Here is a 23,701-nt window from a genome sequence, read left to right on the forward strand (position 1 = left end):
TCATTACAGAAAAAATCAACACAGTGCATTGTCGTTTTCTTGATCAAATAACCCCCTCGCATTTAAGACAAGCTACCCAGTCATGCTTATAATGAAGTCACCTTTCTAGCGCTCAACGCAAGCATTCTTCCCATGCAAAACTATAATTTAGTTTGGTTCCGACAAGATTTAAGAATTTCAGATCACACCGCGCTTTGGCATGCTAGCCAAGCAGGAGCTTGTATTGGCGTAGTGATTCTTTCGCCTCAGCAATACCGTTTACATCACGATGCGCCGATTAAAATTGACTTTTACTTGCGTCAATTAAATGCGCTAAAAGAAGAACTCGCACAACTCAATATCCCACTGATTGTTCAAATTACACCATCTTGGGCTGACATTGCACAAAAGTTGCTCCAACTATGCCAAACATTAAAGGACTCTCATCCTATTCAAAATATTTATGCCAATATTGAATTGGGAGTGAATGAGCTAAAACGTGATCTTGAAGTTCAACACACCTTGAACCAACACGGTCAGGACTTAATGTTGTACCATGACCGCACGCTTTTTCCTGTGGGTACGGTGCGCAATCAGAGCATGAAACCGTATCAGGTATTCAGCGCATTTAAAAAATATGCCTATCAACAGTTGAGTATCAGTATTCCGCGTTGCTTTCCTCAGCCGCAACCACAAACGTCTATCCAACTTCCTGAGCAATATCTCTCTACAGTGCCAAGTTTAAAGCACTTAGGTTTTAACCCGCTTCCAACGGCACAACAAAATTTGTGGGCAGTCACGGAACAACATGCACAGCACTTGTTGGATGATTTTACACGTGAACAAATGCAGGATTATCAGCAACAGCGTGATTTTCCTGCATTGTCTGGTACCAGCCAATTATCTGCGTATTTAAACTGTGGCATTCTCTCCATTCGGCAATGTCTGGCTGCGGTTTTTGTCCATTCACAAGGGCATTTTCATCTCGAAAACATAGGGCAACAAACTTGGTTAGATGAATTACTTTGGCGTGAGTTTTATCAACATATTTTGTTTGATTATCCCAAAGTTTCCAAGCACCGTCCTTTTAAAGATCAGACCGCACATATGGCGTGGCGCAATGATCCTGCAGGTTTAGCAGCATGGCAGCAAGGAAAAACAGGCATCCCCATTGTGGATGCAGGTATGCAGCAACTTTTGCAAACGGGCTGGATGCATAATCGAGTCAGAATGATTTGCGCGATGTTTCTGTGTAAAAACTTATTGATTGACTGGCGCTTGGGCGAACAGTGGTTTATGCAACATTTAATTGATGGTGATTTGGCTGCCAATAACGGTGGCTGGCAATGGTGTGCCTCGACTGGTACAGATGCAGTGCCCTATTTTCGAATTTTCAACCCAGTGAGCCAATCACAAAAGTTTGACCCCAATGGTGATTATATTCGCACATGGCTACCTGAACTGGCACATTTCGATGCCAAAAACATTCATGAACCGTATGCGAAAAATCCAAATCTAAAACTGGATTATCCTCATCCAATTGTTGATTTAAAACTCAGTCGTTTACGTGCCGTTGAAGCCTTTAAACAGCTTTAAGAGTACAAACAGGAGATTGGTCAGTCTCGCCCCCATCTGCCATAGGTTAGCATGATGGGAGATTTAACGATAAAACCGACAGTTAGGCTGCTTGCTCGTCACGTTTAAAGACCAATTCCCCTTTTAAAGAACTGTCTGCATCGAAGTAATAACCTTCACTATTGAAGGCTTTTAAATCCTCTGCGCATTCTAATTTATTTTCGATGATAAAACGCGCCATCAAACCACGGGCTTTTTTGGCATAAAAACTGATGACTTTATATTTGCCATTTTTCTGATTTAAAAATACAGGTTTAATAATTTCAGCCTGAATTTTTGCTTCCTGCACCGACTTATAATATTCATCCGAAGCTAGATTCACCAATAATGCTGACTGATTGTGTTTTAAATCTTGGTTAATTAAATTGGTGATGATATCGCCCCAAAAACGATACAAATTTTCACCGCGCGGATTATGCAATTTAGTGCCCATTTCCAAACGATACGGCATCATTAAATCCAATGGACGCAATAAGCCATATAAGCCAGATAGCATGCGCAAGTGTTGTTGAGCAAACCCAATCTCTGCAGCAGATAAACTATAAGCATCTAAGCCTGTGTACACATCACCTTTAAAGGCAAACATGGCCTGACGTGCATTAGCAAGATCAAACTCTGCTTGCCAGTCACGAAAACGCTCGACATTCAAAGTGGCAATTTTTTCACTGACACTCATTAAACTGGCAATTTCTGTAGCAGAAAGTTTACGTGCTACATCAATTAACTCTTGTGAATGTTCAAGTAATCTAGGTTGAGTATATTCATCGCTTGGTAATGCAGTTTCATAATCTAAAGTCTTGGCTGGAGAAATTAAAGCGAGCATAAACCACCTAAATAAAAAAATACTGCGCTCACTATAGCAGCAGCTTTCAACAAACTCCAATGCGTGTTTTTGTTTAACCCTATCGGAAAAACACGTTGCGTTGTATTGCTAGAAGATGATCTCTTAGATCAATCCAACGTGGAGGCTGAGGTACTTTTATTTCAGTGTCTGCTTTAAAAAAACATTGGTTCACTCTGATCATTTGAGCTTATTTTTTATAGTACTTACAACTTTTCTCTAGGCAATAAAAAACCCACTTAACTCTCCCAAATTAAGCGGGTTAAATAAAAATTATTTTGTTGTATTGTTCTTGCTGCTTAATATACGGTTGCGATGTGTCATTTAGATGACATTTCAATTAAAAAATGAATAGGATCTGTTGACATTTGCTGTATAAAAAAATAGCGAGATAGTAAAATTCAATCGCCAAACCAAATTCACTACTCGCTATACCTCGTAAAATGTTGAATGATCAACACTGGTCTAAGTTAAAAGCTATTCTCGCAATTTTAATATTTATCTCAACTCAAATTTGAGAAATTTTTTTGAGGCAATCCTATATCGTATTAGAACAGGATGCCCTTCGAGAGATTTACCCGAGGTTTTTGGTAATCCAAACTCAATTTTTAAAAAGTACAATCGCTGGTCTAATAAAGATAAGATAATGAAAATATTTAAAATATTCTCAGAGAACGCTGATCGTGAATGGATATTTATTGATGCTACTCATGTTAGAGCACACCAACATTCAGCAGGAATCCCTAATCAGGATATTTCAAAAAGTGTTGGGGGTAATAGTTCTAAAATTCACTTAGCTGTTGACTCTCACGGTAACCCGATCGAATTTATTATTTCAGATGGAACCACCCATGATGTCAAAGTTGCCCCTATTTTAGTCGAACAATTAGATTTAACTGACACTGAAATAGTCTGTATGGATAAAGGCTATGATTCTGAAATATTAAGAGAGCAGATTAAAAATTAAAGTGCTAAAGCGAATATACCGAAGAAATCAAACACGAAATCAAGTAAGGATCATATGGACTGGTATTTATATAAAATCAGACACTTAGTTGAGAATGCTTTTTGCCGTTTGAAGCAATTCCGAGGAATTGCTACACGGTTTGATAAACTAAAGCGAAACTTTCGAAGCGCAGTTGCCTTAGCTTGTATTTATCTGTGGCTGCCTTTATGAAATGTCAACAGACCCTATTTTTAATTTAAAAATCAAGTATAAATTTTAAACATCCAACGTCTTTGCAGCTTGGTTTAACCTTTCCACTCAAATTCACTAAAAGATTGGTCTTCTTTCAGAGTATTTTCTACCGCTTGCGCCAATTGATTTAATAAACTTTGCTCTGTAATCCGCTCTAGCCAGTCTTGTTCCTCATTGGGGTATGAAGTAATTTCGCAAACAAGATGTCCATCCTCACCACGGCTTTGACAGTTTACCGCCAAAGGCAGCGCATGTTGATCTACACTTACAGCGACTTGTGCACCACTCTGCGGTAATGTTTGAAAGCCATAGTGAGATAAGTTTTGTGAAAGTAAATTCGCCACATAATTCTGTGCCAAAGTGCAATCTTGTAACTCTTGTTTATTTTCACAATTCGCCATAAATTTTAATTTGCGCATGCTCGAACCCAAAGGCTTTTTTCTTGTATGGGTTTAGCATAAGCAATAAAACGCAAACAGCCAAGTAAAAGCTTGGCTGTTTCAGCATAAAGTCTAGGCTTTGCGACTCTTCATCGCAGCCCCTATCGTTTTGGCTTATTCTGTCACTTGAATATTCAGACCTGCCACACCTGCAAGTTCAGTAAAGGTTGGGAAACTTGTCGCAACTGTTTCTGTACCGACAATTTTAATTTCACCAGAAGTACGCAAGCCTGCCATTGAAAAACTCATGGCAATACGGTGATCGTGATGTGATTCAATTTCACCGCCAGTGAATACTGGTGACCAGTCACCTGCTTTGCCTTTACCCTGAATGATGATGCCATCGTCAGTGGGTGTGCAGTCAATACCCATGGTTTTTAAACCATCTGCCATCACTTGAATACGGTCTGATTCTTTCACGCGTAATTCTGCAGCACCTGTGAGTACAGTTTGACCTTCAGCACAAGCTGCAGCTATGAACAATGCAGGAAATTCATCAATCGCCAATGGCACTTGATCTTCAGGAACATGAATCCCTTTTAACGTACGTGAACCACGAATACGAATATCTGCAATTGGTTCACCGCCTGCAATACGTTCATTTTCAACGCTCAGGTCTGCACCCATTTGTTTCAGAATTTCAATTACACCTGTACGAGTTGGGTTAATGCCCACCGCTTCTAAGGTTACATCTGAATTTTCTGTAATGGCTGCACCCACCATAAAGAACGCCGCAGATGAAATATCAGAAGGTACTTGAATATTAGTGCCCACCAATTTACCGCCACCTTGCAATGAAATACGGTTGCCTTCAGTTTTCACTTCATAACCAAATGCACGTAACATACGTTCGGTATGGTCACGCGTTGGTTCAGGCTCAGTCACTGAGGTTTCACCTTCTGCCCAAAGTCCTGCCAATAAAATACCCGATTTCACTTGTGCAGATGCCATTGGCAAATCATAGTGAATGCCTTTTAACGCTTGCGCACCTGTAATAGATACCGGCGGTGTGCCACGTTCACCCGTTGTTTGAATTTGTGCCCCCATTTCACGCAATGGTTTAGCAATACGCTCCATTGGACGCTTGGTCAGTGACGCATCACCTGTCATAACAGAATCAAACTGCTGTGCAGACAACATGCCTGCCAACAAACGCATTGAGGTGCCTGAGTTACCCATATAAATTGGGCCTGCAGGTGCTTTTAAACCTTGCATGCCTACGCCATGAATGGTGACTTCACCATTTTTAGGGCCTTCAATGCTCACCCCCATATCACGGAATGCTTGCAAAGTCGCCAATGCATCCTCACCTTCAAGGAAACCTGTCACATGCGTAGTGCCTTCAGCAATTGCACCAAACATAATGGAACGATGTGACACAGATTTGTCACCTGGTACGGTAAATTTACCTTGGAAAGTCTTAGCACCCGGCAAAATCGTAAATTGTTGTGTCACGTGATTGTTCTCCATAAAAGGTTTATTGGCGAGCATATGATTAAAGTGCTGTCGTGCCGCTTGCGCATGTCCAAGCAAGCCCATTAAAGCATGCGAGTCTTCTTGTTCAATCAGTTGGCGAATAATCGCGAGTTGACTTTCAAAGCCATCCACCGCTTTTAACAATGCAGTTTTATTGGAAAAGAAAATGTCATGCCACATTTGTGGATCGCTTGCTGCAATACGCGAGAAGTCACGAAAGCCCCCCGCAGCATAGCGGAAAATGTCTAAATTATCTTCACGATTTGCCAATTGTTCGACCAAATTAAAGGCCATTAAATGTGGAAGATGACTGGTATATGCCAATACCTCATCATGTTTTTCCACCTCCATGCAAATTACTTCGGCTTTGGCACTTTCCCACATTTGAATGAGTTTGCTGACTGCCCACGGCGCACTGCTTGGCAATGGTGTCAAAATGACTTTGTGGTTGGCAAATAAATCAACCTTGCCAGCATGCACGCCCGTATGTTCTGCCCCAGCTATTGGATGACCAGGGACAAAACCTTCAGGTAAGTTATCACCAAATACCGCTTTGGCTGCAGCCACGACATTAGCTTTGGTACTGCCTACATCGGTCAGAATCACGTGATCTGCCAAATAAGGCTGAATCTGTCGTAAGACTTTTTCTGTCGCTTGTACAGGCAATGCCAACACCACCAAATCTGCACCCTGTACGGCCTCTACAGGATTGTTAAAGCCTTGTTCAATTAATCCTAATTCCAAAGCATCTTGTAAGGTTTTTTCAGAACGGGTCGATGCCACAATATGCCGACTTAAATTTTCTGCCAGCATTACACGTGCCAAACTCGAACCAATGAGCCCGAGTCCGATAAATGCAACTTTTTCAAACAATGGTTGCGCCATGTTTTATGCCTTTGCTTCCTTGCCCAATACTTTGGCTAATGCACGCAGGAACTTCGCATTTTCTGCTTCTGTACCAATTGAAATACGTAAATGGGTCGTAATGCCCACAGGACGTACAATCACACCTTCTTTCAATAAAGCATTAAAAGTTTGACCCGGATCGGCTTCCACATCTACCAAAATAAAGTTAGCACGTGAAGGCACATAATTTAAGCCCAAGGCTTTAAAGCCAGCTTCCAATTGAGCCATGCCTGCTTTGTTGCTAATACGTGATTTTTCGATAAAATCTTCATCTTTTAATGCCGCAACTGCGGCCACCATTGCCAAGTGATTGACGTTAAAGGGTTGACGAATACGGTTTAAATAACCAGTCACTTCTGCTGAAGCCAAAGCCAAACCAACGCGCAATGCCGCCAAACCATAACACTTAGATAAAGTACGGCTCACGATAAGGTTCGGATATTGCTCAAGGAATTTGAGGCTGTTGAAGTTTTCTGGAAAATACTCCACATAAGCTTCATCTAATACCACAATCACCCGTGCAGGAACTTTTTGCATAAAGGCTTCAAATTCAGCCTCTTCAAACCATGTACCTGTTGGGTTATTTGGGTTAGCAATAAAAATTAACTTGGTGTTGTCTTGAATTGCTGCCGCCATAGCATCCAAGTCATGTGAAAAACCTTTGGCAGGCACTTCAATGGCTTGTGCATTAATGGCTTGTGTTAGCAAAGCATATACTGCAAAGGCATGCTGGCTATACAACACCGAATCTTGGTCTGAAACGAATGCGCGAGCAAACATTTCTAGCAAATCATTTGAACCATTGCCTAAAGTAATGCGATCATGCGCGAAGCCAAATTGTTTGTGAATTTGGTCTTTTAGAATAAAACCACCGCCATCTGGATAACGACCAATTTCAGCAATTTCTGCTGCAACAGCTTCTTTGACTTTGTCTGAACAGCCCAATGGGTTTTCATTTGAAGCAAGTTTGACGATATCTGTAATGCCCAACTCACGCTCAAGCTCACTGATTGGTTTACCTGGTTGATAAGGCTTTAACTTCGAGATGCCTTCATTGGCTGGGACAAACGACATTTTACACTTCCAGTTGACTAGGTGGTGAAGGTGGTGCGCATGATAAACATGCGCACCACTAAATTAAATACGGTTATAACACGGCAGCAGGATAAGAGCCCAAGACACGAACTTCTTTCACTAATGGACGGATTTCTTCAATCGCTGCACGGACATTGTCTTGCTCGACATGCCCTTCAAGGTCAATGAAGAATACATAGGCCCATTTTTCTGGCAAGGCAGGACGCGTTTCAATACTGGTCAAGCTAATATTATGCTTCGCAAATGGTGCAAGAATTTCGAGCAGCGCCCCTGCACGGTCATGTGCAGATACCAACAATGAAGTTTTGTCGTTGCCACTTGGTGGAACCTTCTCACGACCAATCACCAAGAAACGTGTAGTGTTTTCTGGGTTATCTTCAATATTGCTATGTAAAATTTCGAGTTCGTAAATATTGGCCGCTATTTCAGAGGCAATTGCAGCAGAATGCCATTCATTACGAATACGGCGTGCTGCTTCTGCATTGGAGCTGAGTGCTACACGTTCTACACCCGGATAATGCACATCTAACCATTTACGGCATTGTGCCAAAGTTTGCTGATGCGCATAAATTTGTTTAATGCTGTCTTTACGGGTGTTTTCAGACACAAGAAATTGGTGATGAATACGCAACTCCACTTCACCAATCACATTTAATGACGATGATTTAAAACAATCTAAAGTATGGTTCACCACACCTTCAGACGAGTTTTCGACAGGCACTAAACCATAGTGAGCGCTGCCTGCTTCCACTTCACGGAAAACTTCATCAATAGTAGGCAAAGGACGTACAATCGCATCATGACCAAAATGTTTAAGCACTGCAGAATGTGTATAAGTACCAATTGGCCCTAAAAAAGCAATACTTTGTGGCGCTTCAAGTGCCAAACATGCCGACATAATTTCACGAAATAAACGCGCCATGGTCACATCGGACAACGGTCCTTCGTTGCGTTCCATAACATTACGTAAAACTTGCGCTTCACGTTCAGGACGGTAAAACAACGGGCTCTCTTCTGCTGCAAATTTTGCTTTCGCCACCGCTTCAGCAAGTTGTGCTCGACGGTTAATCAGCTGCTGAATCTGTTGATCTACAGAGTCAATATCTTCGCGGATTTTAGCGAGATCAAGAGAAGTCGTTGTGTTCTGATCGTCTTGGATCATTGTTATGTCGCCCTTCAAAAACATTTTGCAAATAGTATAACAATAGTTAGCTTTCAAATGTTGCGCAATACAACTTTCAGTGTTTCAGATGCAAAAACATACAGTTGAGCAAAGCATCACCAATCTATACATTTAAGCTGTAACTTTGCACAACGTACTGCTAAAACTGGGTAACTACGCTTTTCCCTTTTACATCTTTAATTCTAAGCGGAGTAATTTTATTTTTAAGTGTAATTATCAATCAGCTCATTGCTTTTAAGTCTGATCAAAATCATGATTTTCTCGTTTAACTCATAAAAAAGAGCCAGCACTAGGCTGACTCTGATGATGATCGTTGATCTTTATTCATTCGGGTTTTAAGGCATTGATTTAACGCCCCAATAAACCACGCGCGACAATTTCTTTCATAATTTCATTTGTTCCGCCGTAAATCCGCTGGATTCGTGCATCGACAAAGAAACGAGAAATTGGATATTCCGTCATATAGCCATAACCGCCAAACAGTTGTAGCAATTGATCGGCAACTTTCATTTGCATATCGGTTGCAAAGCTTTTTAGAGCGGCCGCAGTTTCTACGTCCAGTTTGCCCTGCATATACAATTCGACGTTTTGATTATAAAAAGCAGCAGTTGCCAATTCATCAATTTTCGCCTGTGCCAAAACAAAACGGGTATTCTGGAACTGACCAATCGCTTGTCCAAACGCCTGACGCTCTTGCACATATTGCGTAGTCACATCAATTGAACCACGAATAGCACCCAATGCCGTGGCAGCAATGGCAGTACGTTCACGCGGCAATTCCTGCATTAAATAGGCAAAACCATGCCCTGCCTGTCCTAACAATTGATTTTTCGGTACTTTGACATTGTCAAAGAATAGCTCTGAGGTATCTTGTGAATGCAAACCAATTTTTTCCAAATTGGTGCCTTTTTTAAAGCCTTCCAAATGAGTATCGACCAACATGAGCGACACACCTTTGGCACGTGCTTGCGGATCTGTTTTTACTGCCAAAACCACTAAATCTGCATGCTGACCATTAGAAATAAAGGTTTTAGAGCCATTCAGTACATAATGATCATCTTGCAAAATGGCATTGGTCCGCATGGCTTGCAAGTCTGAACCCGCGCCTGGCTCGGTCATGCCAATTGCACCGACCACTTCACCCGACACCATTTTAGGCAGCCAGTATTGTTTTTGTTCTTCTGTGCCGATATGCAAAATATAGGGCGCAGCAATTTCAGAGTGGCAGGAAATACCTGTAGAAAGTGCGCTATAACCCGCACGTGCCGATTCTTCGACCAACATTAAAGAATAATGCGTTGGGACACCGTAACCACCATATTCTTCAGGCACATCAATACATAAAAAGCCATTTTCCCCTAACAGATTCCACACACTACGCGGCATGATGCCCTCACGTTCCCACGTAGCATAATGCGGTGCAATATGCTCCTGCATAAAACGTCTAAAGTTATCTCTAAATAATTCTAAATCAGCATCATAAGCCAGCATATCCAATCCTTTATTTTTCAATTGTTGTTTTCAACAGTATCCATGCTATGCATTTTTATTCAGGCTGTCATGTGTTATCCCTACAGATTGTCTTACTTTACAGTCAAACTTTAGTCGTCGTTTCACATGTGCAATGAAACTTGTGGCAGCTTGTATAAACTGAAGCTGTGAATAGTGCTGCAAACTGTTGCCGAAGTTTATACACTAGTATACTAATTAAAGATGTGTGTGAACTCGCTTATGCCAAATACAAACCCCAATAAAAGAAATATTTATAAAGATGCAGAGCATCCATTTGCACAATTTATCCGTATTATTGGCAAAGGCAAAACAGGCGCACGTTCACTGACCTATGACGAGGCCTATCAAGCTTTTTCTATGATTTTGCGCAATGAAGTGTTGGATGTGCAATTGGGTGCTTTTTTAATGCTGCTACGTGTGAAGGAAGAATCTGTAGAGGAATTAGCAGGTTTTGTGCAAGCCACCCGTGATCAACTGCAATTTAAACCGCTTCAGGTAGATTTAGACTGGTCATCTTATGCAGGTAAACGCAGACATTACCCGTGGTTTTTATTGGCAGCGCTGACTTTAGCAAAACATGGTTATAAAGTGGTGATGCATGGTGCTTCTGGTCATACGATCAACCGTTTATATACCGAACAAGCGCTGCAATATTTAGATTATCCCATTTGCCAAAATGACCTAGAGGTTGAGCAGCAATTAGCACAGTGTAATTTTGCTTATTTACCATTAGATGTTATTTCACCGATTTTGAGTGAGCTGATTAATTTACGCAATGTGATGGGTTTACGCTCTCCCATTCATACCCTTGCTCGTTTAATCAATCCTTTTAATGCCAAAGCCACTATGCAGGCGATTTTTCACCCTGCCTATCGCAGTTCGCATCAACAAGCCGCATTTCAGTTAGGTTATCAAAACAGTGCGGTCATTAAAGGTGAAGGTGGTGAATTTGAACGCAATCCAGATGCCAAGACATTAATTTGTGGCATCAAAAATGGCGCTTTATATGAACATGAACTACCTAAACTGACCGATAACCGTAGCCCTGTCGAAGAAGAACTGGATTTGGCCGTGTTTAAAGCCGTCTGGTTAGGTCAGCACACGCATGAATATGGTGAAGTTGCCATTACCGAAACTATGGGCATTGCTTTATATACAATGGGCGTATGTGATGATTATGCAGCAGCGATGCAAAATGCCCAGCAGCTTTGGCAAAATCGTCACAACTAAAACGTCATTGAAGATACAAAAAAAAAAGACACCAATCTCAGGTGTCTTTTTCATCTTTCAATTTTCATGAAAGCAGTTTTGCATCATTTAAACAAAGCGAATTGGTTTAAATTCATCATGCTTGTGATGATCGTCATCACACTGCTCGCCTTCTTCTTTAGTACCACGGTCAATGTAACCACTGCGTTCAGTTTCAGGCAGGTTTTTCATTTCCCACGCATATACTGCCTGCATACAAATTTGACGTTGCTCTTGGGTCAGCGCGACACCGTTAGGCCACTTGCCAATTTCAATTGCCGTTTTTAAACGTCCAACAATTTCAGGATCGAGTACGGCAAGCATTTGTTCAATATTCATCATTCATCCTGCTGTTGCATTGATTCAAAATCTTGATTCCACCCTAACTTGGTACGACATGCCATATAGAAGTCATAACCTGGTGGATGTAATAAATTTAATTTATAAGGATGTTTGCGGATATGCAAACTATCTCCAACATTTAATGAAACACTATGTTGACCATCGGCACTGACCATTGGCAATACACGGTTTTCACGAATATTGATTTTAATTTCGCTGTGCCCCCCCACCACAATTGGGCGTGAAGACAAGGTATGTGGATGCATAGGCACCAATGCAATTGCATCCATGCTCGGATGCACAATTGGGCCACCACCCGACAAGGCATAAGCTGTGGAACCTGTTGGGGTCGAAACGATTAAACCATCACTGTGCTGACGATAGACATATTGCCCATCAATGTTCAGCTCAAAGTCAATCATGTGCACAGACTTGCCCGAATGCAGCACCACATCATTTAAAGCAATCGCTTCATAAATGATTTCGCCTTTAGAGCGCACTTCCATTTCCAGTAAAAAACGACGGTCTGACTGGAAATGTCCTTGCAAAACCTGATCAAGTTTAAAGATTACTTCTGTCGGTTTAATATCGGTTAAAAAGCCTAGACGTCCACGGTTCACACCAATTACAGGGGTATTGTATTTAACCAAAGCACGCGCTGCATGCAGCAAGGAACCATCACCACCCACTACAATCACCAAATCGACCACTTCACCTAACAAAGCACGGCTAACCGTTTGAGTATTGTTATAAGGTACAAGTTGAGCAGTGTCAGAATCAAAAACGGGATGCAAACCCAATCCTAAAATATGGTCGTGAATCAGACATAATGTTTCTACGACAGAATATTTGTCCGGACGCCCAATCAGTCCAATGTTCCGAAAGTTCTTATGTGAAATTTGCATCTGCGATATCGCTCCGCTACGATTCGACGCTTATCATAGCACTAACCTGGTTGATTTAAAAAAACTTTAGTGATTCAAAATTCTAATTTTTTAGTACACTATTTCTCATCATTTATCGTTATATTATCAAACTTTTTCATACACAAATTTTTCGCAAAATAAGATAACTATAAAACGAGAAAAATCAAATATATTTAAAATTTCTAACAAGCTAAAACAATAAAAAATCTGTATGCTACACACTTCTAACCACATCTTTTTTTACTCTTAAATTCTAAAGAATATATCGGTCATTTTTATGAATCTTAATAAATATTTAGCCATTTACGGAGCAGGAATATTTTTTGCTGGACTTATGTTTTTGGCTAAACATGATTACTTAAATTTCTATCAAGAAAAAGCGCAAGAATTTAACACTAATAAACCCGTAAGTTTTGTTCAGCCTATTGAAAACAAGGTTAGTCTTTCTCAAAACACCCTACCAAATCAGTCAGACAAAAATCTTTTGGAACAACTTAAAGTAGATATAGAAGATACAAAACTGTCCTTCCCTTTGCAAAATGAAGATAAATCAACCTTTATAGATGTAATTCTCATAGATAAAGATGTTGCCTATACCATTATTACCCCGCTAACAAAATCTGATTTTACCGCAGAATATATTCGCTTGATTACTGAAACCAATTGTAATGATGAATATTTGCAACCCTATTTAAATGCAGGTTTTAGTTTTACTTATAAATTTTTTGACCTACACATGAATCGTATCTTGGACTTAAGCACCAACCTTAATCACTGCGAAGGTTTACAACAAGCTAATACTATTTAATTAAATTGAGCATAATTTTTCGCTTCAGTCACAGATTAATTATTGCAAATTCAGCAAAAGCTTCGCATGATTAGCAAAATTTATCAGGATCTTATCGCGATTTATGAAGTCTGAGCGTGGCATAGGCATAATTGCTTTACTATTTTGCATCATCGTTATTGGCGGGTTTATTGCATTTAGTATCTACTTGATTCGTCTAGATAATATTGTTAGAGACAAGTTTGAAGGACAGCGTTGGGATATTCCAGCCAAGGTTTTTGCACGCCCATTAGAAGTGTATAGCAACGCACCTGTCAGCCAGACCGACTTTACTCAGGAACTGAAACTGCTTGGCTACAAAAATACAGATAATTATGCCAAATCAGGCAGTTATGTTAGCGATGGCAATACTTTATTTGTACATACTCGTGGTTTTGACTTTGGCGACAGTGTCGAACCTGAACAGGTTTTAAAAGTCAGTTTTGCTAACAATCAAATTAGTGAAGTGAGTGCCACAAAACCTTCTAATACGGGTATCGCACGTTTAGAACCCATGTTAATTGGCGGGATTTATCCGCAGCACAATGAAGATCGAGTACTGATTAAACTGAATAAAGTACCTAAACCATTGATTGAAGCTCTTATTGCCACTGAAGATCGTAATTTCTATCAACACTACGGCGTTTCAATTCGTGGAACTGCACGTGCAATTGTCAGCAACGTCGCTGGTGGCAAACGTCAGGGTGGTTCCACTCTTACCCAGCAATTGGTAAAAAACTTTTATTTAAGTCCTGAGCGCACTTTAAAGCGTAAAGCCAATGAAGCTCTCATGGCGATGCTGATTGAGCTACATTACAACAAAGATGAAATTTTAGAAGCTTATTTAAATGAAGTAAATTTAGGACAAAACGGTAACTACTCTATTAATGGTTATGGTTTGGCTTCACAGTTTTATTTTGGTATGCCTTTGCGTGAACTCAACATTGCACAGCAAGCTTTTTTAGTGGGTTTGGTACAAGGCCCATCATTATATAATCCTTGGCGCAACCCAGAAGCTGCCAAAAAGCGCCGTGATATTGTGCTAAACAATATGTTGGTGATGGGGTATTTAAATCAAGAACAATATGAAAAAGAAACTGCACGCCCTTTAAATGTTATTACAAAACCGACTGTTGGCCCTGCCCGCTTCCCCGACTTTTTAGATATAGTCCGCCGTCAATTGCGTACTGAATATCAAGAAGGAGATTTGACCAATCAGGGTTTGCGTATCTTCACCACGCTTGATCCTATTGCGCAAACCAACGTACAAAATGCTTTTAAAGCATCAGTTGAGCGTTTAAGCAAAGCCAATCCAAAACGCTTAAAAGACTTACAGGGTGCGGTGCTAATTTCTCATCCTGAAAATGGTGAGTTAGTGGCAGCGGTGGGTTCTACGCAAGATTTTACAGGATTTAACCGTGCCTTGGATGCCAAGCGTCAAGTTGGCTCGCTGCTCAAACCGATTATTTATTTAAGTGCAATTGAGTCTGGTCGTTATAATTGGGCAAGCCCTGTAGAAGACAGTCAGATTAGCATCCCGATTGATGGTAAATCATGGACACCACGTAATTACAGTGGCAGCGATCACGGGATTGTGCCTATGTCACAAGCCTTATCTCAGTCCTATAACTTATCTGCAGTTCGTTTAGGACAGGAATTTGGACTATCGACCTTCCGTAATCACCTCATTAAATTTGGTGTCCCGAGTGATGCAATTCCGCACTATCCGTCTATTTTCTTGGGTGCAGTAGATTTATCGCCTATGCAGGTGATGGATATTTATGGCAACTTTGCCACTGGTGGTTTTAAATATCCGACCAAAGCGATTCGTACGGTGGTCGATGCCAATGGACGTTTACTTGACCGTTATGGTTTAACTGTACAACAAACCATTGATCCTTCTGCCGCCTATATTTTGAATTATGGTTTACAGCAAGTCATGAGTTCTGGTACAGGTCGTGCGGCATATAATAGCTTATCGACAGATTTGAAATTGGCGGGCAAATCAGGTACCACCAATGATACCCGTGATTCATGGTTTGCAGGCTATTCAGGCAATTATTTAACCGTTGTATGGCTCGGTTTAGATGATAACAAAGTCACAGGCTTAACAGGCTCGTCTGGTGCTTTGCCCGTGTGGAGCAATGTAATGCAGCAATTGCGCCAAAAACCTGTCAACTTACGTCAGACTGAACAAATTCAATGGCATTGGATTGACCGCAATACTGGGCATTTATCTGCGCAAGGCTGTGAAGGCGCGATGTACATTCCAGTAAATCGTAATAATGTACCGCGTCAGGCAACCGCATGTGGTTTTTCACATTATCAAGTTGAACCCGTTTACCAACCCGATACCGAAACTCAGCAAGCAGCTCCTGAGACCAGTGATAGTATCGAGAATTATATCCGTGAAACAGAACCTGTAACGGATGACAATACCGATGGTCGTGTCATCTCAAGCGGCAGTTATATCAATTAAACTTGAAGATATCGGTCAGTTAGGCTTATGAAATTATCTCTTTTAAGGCAAGTTTTTTTCACCACGTTTGCTATGGGTGCGATGGCAACAATTGTAGCTTGCCAGAGTTTACCTGAAACGCCCGCACCTCAGCCTGCGCCTGACAAACCTCAAACTGTGACTACACCAGAAGGTGTGGTCATTCGTCCTTATGAACGTGAAGAAATTAAGCGTCAATCGTTGCAAGTGGTGGTGCCAAAACAAAGCGTACAACAAAAATTAGAAGATGGTCGTAGTCTGCCTGCTTTTCAAAAGTTGATGCAGCAAACTCAGACCGCTTATAAACAAGGTCAATTCAATCAGGCTGAAACAGCAGCTTTGCAAGCGCAGCGACTTGCCCCGCAAGCGGCTGAGACCTATTTATATTTGGCTTTAATTGCCAACCAAAAAAAGCAACCTGCCAATGCCGAAGCTTTGGCACGTCGTGGTTTAAGCTATGCGCAAAGCGATGCCATGAAACGTCAATTGTGGTTAGTGATTCAAAAAGCAGCACAGCAACAAAATAATGCTAAAAGCCTTGCGCAAGCTCAACAGGCTTTGAAAGATTTGTAAGTACAATAATTTAATAAAATAAAAATCGCTGAGTGTGAGCACATCAGCGATTTTTTATTAGTCAAACTAGAAATTCAAATAAAACGTACGCCTGCAATGCCATATGCATGATGCTGCTCTGCCGTAGCAAAATCATCCTGAGTTAAGCCACCTAAAGCAAACACAGGAATATCGACAAATTCCGCAATCTGCTGGAATTTTTCCCATCCTAGAGGTGTGGCATCATCATGCGTGGTGGTTGCTAAAACAGGACTGAGTAAAATTGCTTCACAACCAATTTGCTGTGCATGTTGTGCCGAAACAATATCATGACACGCTGCAATATATCGCTGCCCGACTTTTAAATCGCCCTTTTGTAATTGCATCAGTTGCGATTGTTTCAAATGAATTGCTGCAATAGCATGATGCTGAATCGTATTTAATTGCTTCCACAATTCCAAATTGACAATCACTTGCCCGAGTTGCTCAATGCCATACTCTGACAATTCGACCTTGCATGCAGCATTGGGTTCAACCCGCCAATACAGTAGCTTTTGCTTAGGCAAATTTGCTAAATGTTTTAAATCATCACTGACTTTAATTGCCTGTTGCCACGCTAGTCGTTGCACAATTGCACGATTGGCTTGTGGAAAATTCAGCTCTAAAAGTTGCGGGCGGCTAAACCACATCCAAGGCACTTGAATATCTTTTAATAACGCCGCGGGTACAGCGGCCTGAAAAATATGCAGATTGACAATCACATCATCATATTCATGGCAAATAATATCAAAGGCATGCCAGTGCTGAATGCCAATACCCACTTCTTCGAACACTTCACGGCGGCAGGCATCTACAGGGGTTTCACCTGCTTCTACTTTTCCACCTGGAAATTCGTGCTTATTGCCCTGATGTTGTTTGGCTTCGCGCCACCCCACTAACACTTTGTTTTGATGAAATAACAACGCAATTGCCACATGAATATTTGGCTTAGACATGAACCCGATTCCTTTTTTGCAATGTACGTTTTACTGCAAATTGTAGACTTTTATAAATTCAACAATAATACGTTGACAGGATTATATGATAATGATTATCATTTAAAACAATTCTTACACACCACGGAGTAACAAAAATGAACGCCCCATTTAACCTATTTTCACGTCATTCAGACACTCAGCATGCCCTACCTATGTTACATTCAAATAACTTGTTTGCGCTAGGACGCGAAATTCGTATTTTGCATGCAGGTGAAGAATATCGTTTACGCTTAACCCGTAACAATCGTCTTATTCTCACAAAATAATTAAAATAATCAACACAATAATAAACGTGGAAACAGCAGTATGAATCAGCGCATACTGCTTTTAAGTTCTGACTTGTTCAATTTTAACTTGCTTCCCAAAACTAAGCATAGTTACAGTTGTGCTTTAGGCAACAAAATCCTCACTTTTAATCCACCTTGTTCAGCACGTGAAAATTCAATTTTTCCTGCATGCAACTCTATAATTTTCTTACAAATTGACAATCCTAAACCAGAACCTTGAGTTTTGCTGCCCAAAGCACGGTAAAAACGTTCGCCCAAACGTGCCAACACTTCATCAGTCACCGCTTGACCATTGTCGGCGATGCAAATTTCCTGCATCAATTCATGCGGTTTTACTTCAATCCAAATACGTCCTTGAGGTGCTGCATAACGCACTGCATTGTCAATTAAGTTACGCAGGCAGCTAAATAGCAATTCAGGATTTCCCTGCACTTGTATCGGTTGAATATCTGACTGAATCTGAATGGCTTTTTCCTGAATAAATGGTGTCAGGCTTTGTAAAACTTCCTGTACCAAGTCTGCTATAGACACCGCACTTTTATTTAACGATGCTGCATCTGTCGGGTCTAAACGTGCCAATAACAGCAAATTTTCCAATACCTGTGTACCACGACTGACATCACGCTGAATTTGCTCTAAATCTTGTGCCAACTCAGGTTGTTGTTGGTATTTACGTTTTAACACCTGTAAACGCAATTGAATGGCAGATAAAGGAGAACGTAATTCATGCGAAGCATCTGCAGTAAATCGCTGTTCTGCAATTAAAGATTGCTCTACCCGCCCCAACAATTTATTCAATTGCTGTAGCATGGGTTGCAGTTCTTTCAATTCAGGTTGCGTGGGGATAATTGGCGTCAAATCATGTTGATTTTTTTCTGCAATTTGTTTGGAGAGTTGCTGAATCCGATTAAATTGACGACCAATCATAAAATGCACAATGGCCCATTGCAGTAACCACAACAGCAATAAAATAGCGGCATAACCTAAACTGGTTGCAGCAGTTTCCTTGAAACGATATTTAAGCGGCTGCGCGACAATCACATGCAAGCCATCTTCCTCTGCCACATAGCTGCGCCAAATTTGCCCGTCTTGCCAGTGAAATGAAAAACCATGCTCAGATAACACGGCAAGCTGAGGCAAGTGAAGCTGAGAAATGTCATGTTCATCTTCAGAGGTGGTCAGAATCAGATCATCTAAACCCAATTGATAGGCAATATGAAATTGCTCGCTCAACTCATCGACCTGATTGCCTGCATGGTCACGTAAGTCTGCTCGCAGCAACATATCGGCTATTTCATCCATAATGTCGTCATGCACACTCATGGTCTGATAACTGGCAACCACCAATAATAAAATCAGGGCTAATCCACCCGCTAAGATCGAGCTTAAAACGGAGCTTTTAACCAGTTTGGACTGTAAAGAAATGACCTGTTTAGACATGTGCTGAGATCAAACTGAATTAGTTATTTTGCTGCATACGATAGCCTAAACCTCGTATGGTTTTAATGCGGCTACTGCCAATTTTTTTGCGTAATTGATAAATAAATACTTCAATCGCATTACTTTCAATTTCATCGCCCCATGCATATAAAGACTCTTCGAGCTGTTCACGAGTCACCACATGCTGTGGGTTTTGCATCAGTTTATGTAAAATCTGGAATTCCTTAGCTGTTAAATTGACCTGTTGATCATCCGCTTTCACTTGTTTACTTTGTGTGTCTAAAACCAAATTGGCAAATTCAAGCTGCTGTGTCGGATGACTTTGCGCATTGCGTAATTGACTGCGTACCCTCGCCGATAGTTCTTCAAGACTGAACGGTTTGATCAAATAATCATTGGCGCCTAAATCAAGTCCCTGTACCCGATCTTGAATACTATCGCGTGCAGTAATAAAAATAACAGGTGTATCCTGTTGCTGCTGTCGTAAAGCGTGCAGAATTTCATCACCACTATTTTTAGGCAAACCTCGGTCTAACAACACACAATCATAATGATGCTGCTGAATGGCTAAAATGGCATGATCGCCACGCTCAACCCAATCAACATTATAGCCATCCATTTCCAGCCAAGTTTTTATGCTTTCTGCTTGCGATACATCGTCTTCAGCCAAGAGTATGCGCATATCATTCTCTGTTATTTATGCTTCAAAATTTTATGATTTGAAAATACTTTACATGATAAAACCACATACACCTTAAAGCGTATGTGGCTTTTGAGTGAAATCAGATTTGTGTAAGAAATAATGCTGTTTTACACAGCGTAGATTTAGAAACGAACTTGATCCACATCTATTTCAATACGTTTTGCAGGTTTATGATCAATATCTACTTCACCGATTAAGGTAACAGGCGTTTTGGCTGAAATTGCTTTGCCATTCCATAAATCATCATCAATATCGACTGTAATGGTGCCTGTGTTATCACGGAACTGATATTTTTCATCACCAATAGATTTCACCACATAACCTTTTAACTGCACTTTGCTGTCATCTTTCAGGCTTAATGCTTGTTTTACCGTTACATTTTGATGTAGTGCTTGGGTGTTAATGCTGTCGTTTGCCATAGTGATTGAAGCCGTTGCCATTAAACCTGCCATCCACACTGCTTTCATTGTAAATTTCATTGCTTCACCTTTTTGTGTTGCTCATTTCGTTATGGTAATTAAAACAAAGCAAGATGAGTTGAATCTTAAGATTCCATTTTTTTTAAAATTCATTTTTAAAAAGTTTGAATCTGCTAATTTAATGGCACTACGCGCAACACTTCCTCTAAAGTGGTCACACCATCTAAAACTTTACGCGCGCCCGCAATACGTAACGGTTCAATGCCCTCTTTTTTAGCTTGCTGACGCAATTCATTTAAATTGGCATTGGCGCTGATGAGCTGTTTGGTGTTTAAACTTAAAGGCATAAATTCATAAATTCCGACCCGACCTTTATAACCTGTTTGACGACATTCATCGCATCCAACAGGTTTAAACACTTGTGCTGGCATTTCCATAATGTAGTCAAAGGTTAAATGTTCCCAATCTTTTTCATTTATTGAGCCTTCCTGCTTACAATGTGGACACAGCTTACGCACCAAGCGCTGTGCCAAGACACCTAAAATTGTGGCAGCAGTCAAAAATGGCTGCACGCCTAAATCATGCAAACGAGTCAAACTTGAAGGCGCATCATTGGTATGCAGTGTCGATAAAACCAAATGTCCCGTCAGTGCCGCTTGAATCGCCATATTTGCGGTATCCTGATCTCGAATTTCCCCGACCATAATAATGTCAGGGTCTTGACGCATTAAGGCACGCACACCCTCAGCAAAACCTAAATCAATTGCAGTATTGACCTGCATTTGGTTAAAACTTGGTTCTAACATTTCAATCGGATCTTCAATAGTGCAGACATTGACTTCGTCGGTGGCCAATTGCTTTAGGGATGAATACAACGTGGTGGTTTTACCCGAACCTGTAGGGCCTGTAACCAAAATAATGCCGTGACTATGTGCGGTCAGTGCATGCCATTCATTCAATAAACGACTATCAAAACCCAATTGTTGAAAACTGCGTACCAATACTTCGGGGTCAAAAATACGCATCACCAGTTTTTCACCAAACGCCGTTGGCAAGGTCGATAAACGCAGTTCAGTTTCTTGCCCTTTTGGAGTGCGGGTTTTTAAACGTCCATCTTGCGGTTTACGTTTTTCGGCTACATTCATACGTCCTAAAATTTTAATCCGTGAGATGACTGCGGTAAGTGTATTCGCTGGCATGTTATAGATCGTATGCAACACGCCATCAATACGAAAACGTACTTTGCCTGTGTCTTTGCGTGGTTCGAGGTGGATATCACTTGCACCTTGTTCAAAGGCAAATTGCAGCACCCAATCCACCAACTTCACAATATGTTGATCATTGGCATCTGGGTTTTGGGTATCGCCCAATTGCAATAAAGCCTCGACCCCTTTATTTTCGCGATCATGTGCAGAAGATTTTTGCGATGAATGTACTGCACGACTCACTTGGTAATATTCAATCAAATAGCGCTGTAATTGATCTGGGCTGAGTAAAACCCGCTGAATTTTTTTGGGCAATAAACTATGTTCTAAGTTAGCAACCCATTCTTTTTTATAAGGTTGATCTGTCGCAATTAATACCGCATCTGCAGTCACTTCTACTGCTAAAATACGGTTACGCAGCGCAAATTCCTGCGACATCACAGCAGTTAAAGCGGCAACATCGGCTTTTAATGGATCAATAATATAAAATGGTAAGCCTGATTTATCAGCCAGCCATTGGCATAAACGGTTTAAAGTTAAAGTGGTTTGGGGATGACTTTGATCTACCAAATTAAAGTTGGCAATCCATTGTAGTGGATGCCATTTTAATTGATCACGTTGACGATGCGTGGTTTGGACCAAAGCCTGATCACGTTCGGTAATTTTGCCATCTTTGACTAATTGTTCTAAGCACCAAGTACTGTCTATTTCAAAATTAAAATTCATTGTTATATGCCCCAAATTCTAGGTTTACTATAGCAAAATAAGCATTGTTTAATAATAATTATTTTATAAGTTTTAATTTAAAGTAAAACTTAACTATTCATTTTATTTGTTTTTTTACTATTCCAATTAAAATAAATATTTATTATGATGCTCTTGCTTAATAATTCAACACACTAAAAATTAAATTTCAGAGGGATAATCATGAAATTAAAAACTTTATCATGTGCAATTTTTGCAGCATTTACCTTGACAGCTTGTGGTGGTGGAAGTGATGGCGATAGTTCTTACCAAGGCAAAGATGTTCAGTTAAATGAAACAGAATGGGCGAGTTACGCTAGCAACTATCAGGCAGATGCAGAGAATTTATTTACTAAAATAAAATTCACAATCCAAAATAACGAACTGTATATCAAGCCAGAATATCTTGCTAATGCAACCGATGTATTTGATATTTCACAAGTAGCATCATATTATGTCACAGCAAATAGCTTCTATGAAATTTCAACGCTAAAAACTCAAATTGGCTACAAATTAGGCACACTTATAAGTCAAAGCAATTCAAAATGGGTTATAACTCCATATTCTCTAACAAACTCTAAAGATCTACAACTCACAGAAAACTTTGAATTAGTCGATCTAACCTCAAAGCCAATGAGTGAATATATTGATACATATTCACACTTTAGCGGTTTAAATGATGCAGGTGGTACCTTTGAAAAGTTATACAACGATGTATTAAAAGGACAAACCTTCCCTAAAGGTTCATATTGTTTACGTGCTACATCTAGTTCTACCAACACCCCATATTTCGAAAGCTACAATTTTGATACTGTAGACTCTCCTGAGTTATATTTTGGTAGTGGTAATTACAATACTTCTAAGTTAGGTAATTATCCTCTCTATTTGAGCAAAGAAACTGACCCAAATTATGGGACAAGTGCTTTATTAAATATAGAGAATGAATATTTAAGTGGTGACTATCATCGTCAAGGTGTAACATACTCACTTACTTCTGACATTCAAAATGAGCGTGAGATTTTAAAAGAATTACAAAGTGAGCCAACTCCTGATGCTTACCAAATTAGGTTCCAAGAAAACTATATAAAATCTCTTGAAAAGGAATGTACTTTCTTCAATAGAACTGCAAGCCAAGCAATTGATATTACACAAAAAATAAAATAATTTTTTTACAGAGGTGGTTATGAAAATAGCCACCTTTTTTTATATT

Annotated in this window: 20 protein-coding genes and 1 pseudogene; 8 read left to right on the forward strand and 13 right to left on the reverse strand. The window is 40.3% G+C overall.

The window, feature by feature from the left end:
* The first annotated feature begins 132 nt into the window (after positions 1–132).
* Positions 133–1,575 carry a cryptochrome/photolyase family protein gene (locus tag LZP46_RS09205; RefSeq protein WP_236093659.1) on the forward strand — a complete coding sequence of 481 codons (1,443 nt, stop codon included), beginning with the start codon at positions 133–135 and terminating at the stop codon, positions 1,573–1,575.
* Positions 1,576–1,657: 82 nt separating this feature from the next.
* Here LZP46_RS09205 and yaaA read toward each other — a convergent pair whose 3' ends face one another.
* Positions 1,658–2,437, reverse strand: coding sequence for a peroxide stress protein YaaA (yaaA, locus tag LZP46_RS09210; protein ID WP_236093660.1), 780 nt, complete (start codon positions 2,435–2,437; stop codon positions 1,658–1,660).
* Between the two features lie 449 nt (positions 2,438–2,886).
* On the opposite strand from yaaA, the pseudogene LZP46_RS09215 reads away from it, so the two are divergent.
* A pseudogene (locus tag LZP46_RS09215) lies at positions 2,887–3,632 on the forward strand (IS5 family transposase).
* 74 nt (positions 3,633–3,706) lie between these two features.
* Here LZP46_RS09215 and LZP46_RS09220 read toward each other — a convergent pair.
* The 5 genes from LZP46_RS09220 to LZP46_RS09240 all read right to left on the reverse strand — a co-directional run bounded on the left by LZP46_RS09220 (position 3,707) and on the right by LZP46_RS09240 (position 10,244).
* Complete coding sequence (locus tag LZP46_RS09220; protein ID WP_004972981.1) at positions 3,707–4,072, reverse strand: hypothetical protein; 366 nt, start codon at positions 4,070–4,072, stop codon at positions 3,707–3,709.
* Positions 4,073–4,207: 135 nt separating this feature from the next.
* On the reverse strand, positions 4,208–6,454 hold the full coding sequence (locus LZP46_RS09225) for a bifunctional prephenate dehydrogenase/3-phosphoshikimate 1-carboxyvinyltransferase (RefSeq protein ID WP_236093661.1): 2,247 nt from the start codon (positions 6,452–6,454) through the stop codon (positions 4,208–4,210).
* Positions 6,455–6,457: 3 nt separating this feature from the next.
* The gene (hisC, locus tag LZP46_RS09230) at positions 6,458–7,549 is read right to left on the reverse strand and encodes a histidinol-phosphate transaminase (protein ID WP_236093662.1); all 1,092 of its coding nucleotides are present in this window, start codon (positions 7,547–7,549) and stop codon (positions 6,458–6,460) included.
* A gap of 73 nt (positions 7,550–7,622) precedes the next feature.
* Positions 7,623–8,732 (reverse strand): prephenate dehydratase, encoded by a 1,110-nt coding sequence (pheA, locus tag LZP46_RS09235; RefSeq protein ID WP_019836678.1) that lies wholly within the window; start codon positions 8,730–8,732, stop codon positions 7,623–7,625.
* 369 nt (positions 8,733–9,101) lie between these two features.
* Positions 9,102–10,244, reverse strand: coding sequence for an acyl-CoA dehydrogenase family protein (locus LZP46_RS09240; protein WP_236093663.1), 1,143 nt, complete (start codon positions 10,242–10,244; stop codon positions 9,102–9,104).
* Between the two features lie 240 nt (positions 10,245–10,484).
* On the opposite strand from LZP46_RS09240, the gene LZP46_RS09245 reads away from it, so the two are divergent.
* Entirely contained in the window at positions 10,485–11,495 is a 1,011-nt protein-coding gene (locus tag LZP46_RS09245; RefSeq protein ID WP_236093664.1) for a glycosyl transferase family protein, read from the forward strand.
* A gap of 87 nt (positions 11,496–11,582) precedes the next feature.
* Here the strand turns inward: LZP46_RS09245 and LZP46_RS09250 are convergent, their stop codons facing one another.
* A complete protein-coding gene (locus LZP46_RS09250) occupies positions 11,583–11,852 on the reverse strand; it encodes a YeaC family protein (protein WP_026438048.1) in 270 nt (89 codons plus the stop codon).
* Entirely contained in the window at positions 11,852–12,760 is a 909-nt protein-coding gene (locus tag LZP46_RS09255) for an NAD(+) kinase (protein WP_104852192.1), read from the reverse strand. Before LZP46_RS09255 ends, LZP46_RS09250 begins: the two co-directional genes overlap by 1 nt.
* 298 nt (positions 12,761–13,058) lie before the next feature.
* Here LZP46_RS09255 and LZP46_RS09260 point away from each other — a divergent pair, with 298 nt between their 5' ends.
* From LZP46_RS09260 to LZP46_RS09270, 3 genes are all read left to right on the forward strand, one after another.
* Positions 13,059–13,589, forward strand: coding sequence for a hypothetical protein (locus LZP46_RS09260; RefSeq protein WP_167846107.1), 531 nt, complete (start codon positions 13,059–13,061; stop codon positions 13,587–13,589).
* Positions 13,590–13,692: 103 nt separating this feature from the next.
* Entirely contained in the window at positions 13,693–16,086 is a 2,394-nt protein-coding gene (gene mrcB, locus LZP46_RS09265; RefSeq protein ID WP_236093665.1) for a penicillin-binding protein 1B, read from the forward strand.
* 72 nt (positions 16,087–16,158) lie between these two features.
* Positions 16,159–16,677, forward strand: coding sequence for a tetratricopeptide repeat protein (locus tag LZP46_RS09270; protein ID WP_442863546.1), 519 nt, complete (start codon positions 16,159–16,161; stop codon positions 16,675–16,677).
* A 74-nt stretch (positions 16,678–16,751) separates the two neighbouring features.
* On the opposite strand, the gene LZP46_RS09275 is transcribed toward LZP46_RS09270, so the two are convergent.
* Positions 16,752–17,651, reverse strand: coding sequence for an NUDIX domain-containing protein (locus tag LZP46_RS09275; RefSeq protein WP_236093667.1), 900 nt, complete (start codon positions 17,649–17,651; stop codon positions 16,752–16,754).
* Positions 17,652–17,788: 137 nt separating this feature from the next.
* On the opposite strand from LZP46_RS09275, the gene hemP reads away from it, so the two are divergent.
* The gene (gene hemP, locus LZP46_RS09280; protein ID WP_004972965.1) at positions 17,789–17,959 is read left to right on the forward strand and encodes a hemin uptake protein HemP; all 171 of its coding nucleotides are present in this window, start codon (positions 17,789–17,791) and stop codon (positions 17,957–17,959) included.
* Positions 17,960–18,070: 111 nt separating this feature from the next.
* Here hemP and LZP46_RS09285 read toward each other — a convergent pair whose 3' ends face one another.
* The 4 genes from LZP46_RS09285 to LZP46_RS09300 form a co-directional block, all read right to left on the reverse strand.
* Positions 18,071–19,420, reverse strand: coding sequence for a sensor histidine kinase (locus LZP46_RS09285; RefSeq protein ID WP_236093668.1), 1,350 nt, complete (start codon positions 19,418–19,420; stop codon positions 18,071–18,073).
* 19 nt (positions 19,421–19,439) lie between these two features.
* Positions 19,440–20,102 carry a response regulator transcription factor gene (locus LZP46_RS09290; protein WP_236093669.1) on the reverse strand — a complete coding sequence of 221 codons (663 nt, stop codon included), beginning with the start codon at positions 20,100–20,102 and terminating at the stop codon, positions 19,440–19,442.
* A gap of 143 nt (positions 20,103–20,245) precedes the next feature.
* On the reverse strand, positions 20,246–20,602 hold the full coding sequence (locus LZP46_RS09295; RefSeq protein ID WP_236093670.1) for a NirD/YgiW/YdeI family stress tolerance protein: 357 nt from the start codon (positions 20,600–20,602) through the stop codon (positions 20,246–20,248).
* Between the two features lie 113 nt (positions 20,603–20,715).
* Positions 20,716–22,473: a GspE/PulE family protein gene (locus LZP46_RS09300; RefSeq protein WP_236093671.1), complete on the reverse strand. Its 1,758-nt coding sequence runs from the start codon at positions 22,471–22,473 to the stop codon at positions 20,716–20,718.
* Between the two features lie 201 nt (positions 22,474–22,674).
* On the opposite strand from LZP46_RS09300, the gene LZP46_RS09305 reads away from it, so the two are divergent.
* Positions 22,675–23,655: a hypothetical protein gene (locus LZP46_RS09305; protein ID WP_236093672.1), complete on the forward strand. Its 981-nt coding sequence runs from the start codon at positions 22,675–22,677 to the stop codon at positions 23,653–23,655.
* The last annotated feature ends 46 nt before the right edge of the window (positions 23,656–23,701 follow it).

It is taken from the genome of Acinetobacter sp. SCLZS86 (assembly GCF_021560715.1).
Lineage (GTDB): Bacteria > Pseudomonadota > Gammaproteobacteria > Pseudomonadales > Moraxellaceae > Acinetobacter > Acinetobacter towneri_A.

Coding starts and splice junctions, on each gene's coding strand:
- LZP46_RS09300 (WP_236093671.1), bottom strand. CDS start 22,473: ATGAATTTTAATTTTGAAATAGACAGTACTTGGTGCTTAGAACAATTA.
- LZP46_RS09240 (WP_236093663.1), bottom strand. CDS start 10,244: ATGCTGGCTTATGATGCTGATTTAGAATTATTTAGAGATAACTTTAGA.
- LZP46_RS09275 (WP_236093667.1), bottom strand. CDS start 17,651: ATGTCTAAGCCAAATATTCATGTGGCAATTGCGTTGTTATTTCATCAA.
- LZP46_RS09285 (WP_236093668.1), bottom strand. CDS start 19,420: ATGTCTAAACAGGTCATTTCTTTACAGTCCAAACTGGTTAAAAGCTCC.
- mrcB (WP_236093665.1), top strand. CDS start 13,693: ATGAAGTCTGAGCGTGGCATAGGCATAATTGCTTTACTATTTTGCATC.
- LZP46_RS09250 (WP_026438048.1), bottom strand. CDS start 11,852: ATGAATATTGAACAAATGCTTGCCGTACTCGATCCTGAAATTGTTGGA.
- LZP46_RS09205 (WP_236093659.1), top strand. CDS start 133: ATGCAAAACTATAATTTAGTTTGGTTCCGACAAGATTTAAGAATTTCA.
- LZP46_RS09255 (WP_104852192.1), bottom strand. CDS start 12,760: ATGCAAATTTCACATAAGAACTTTCGGAACATTGGACTGATTGGGCGT.
- hemP (WP_004972965.1), top strand. CDS start 17,789: ATGAACGCCCCATTTAACCTATTTTCACGTCATTCAGACACTCAGCAT.
- LZP46_RS09220 (WP_004972981.1), bottom strand. CDS start 4,072: ATGCGCAAATTAAAATTTATGGCGAATTGTGAAAATAAACAAGAGTTA.
- LZP46_RS09260 (WP_167846107.1), top strand. CDS start 13,059: ATGAATCTTAATAAATATTTAGCCATTTACGGAGCAGGAATATTTTTT.
- LZP46_RS09270 (WP_442863546.1), top strand. CDS start 16,159: ATGGGTGCGATGGCAACAATTGTAGCTTGCCAGAGTTTACCTGAAACG.
- LZP46_RS09245 (WP_236093664.1), top strand. CDS start 10,485: ATGCCAAATACAAACCCCAATAAAAGAAATATTTATAAAGATGCAGAG.
- pheA (WP_019836678.1), bottom strand. CDS start 8,732: ATGATCCAAGACGATCAGAACACAACGACTTCTCTTGATCTCGCTAAA.
- hisC (WP_236093662.1), bottom strand. CDS start 7,549: ATGTCGTTTGTCCCAGCCAATGAAGGCATCTCGAAGTTAAAGCCTTAT.
- LZP46_RS09225 (WP_236093661.1), bottom strand. CDS start 6,454: ATGGCGCAACCATTGTTTGAAAAAGTTGCATTTATCGGACTCGGGCTC.
- yaaA (WP_236093660.1), bottom strand. CDS start 2,437: ATGCTCGCTTTAATTTCTCCAGCCAAGACTTTAGATTATGAAACTGCA.
- LZP46_RS09305 (WP_236093672.1), top strand. CDS start 22,675: ATGAAATTAAAAACTTTATCATGTGCAATTTTTGCAGCATTTACCTTG.
- LZP46_RS09290 (WP_236093669.1), bottom strand. CDS start 20,102: ATGCGCATACTCTTGGCTGAAGACGATGTATCGCAAGCAGAAAGCATA.
- LZP46_RS09295 (WP_236093670.1), bottom strand. CDS start 20,602: ATGAAATTTACAATGAAAGCAGTGTGGATGGCAGGTTTAATGGCAACG.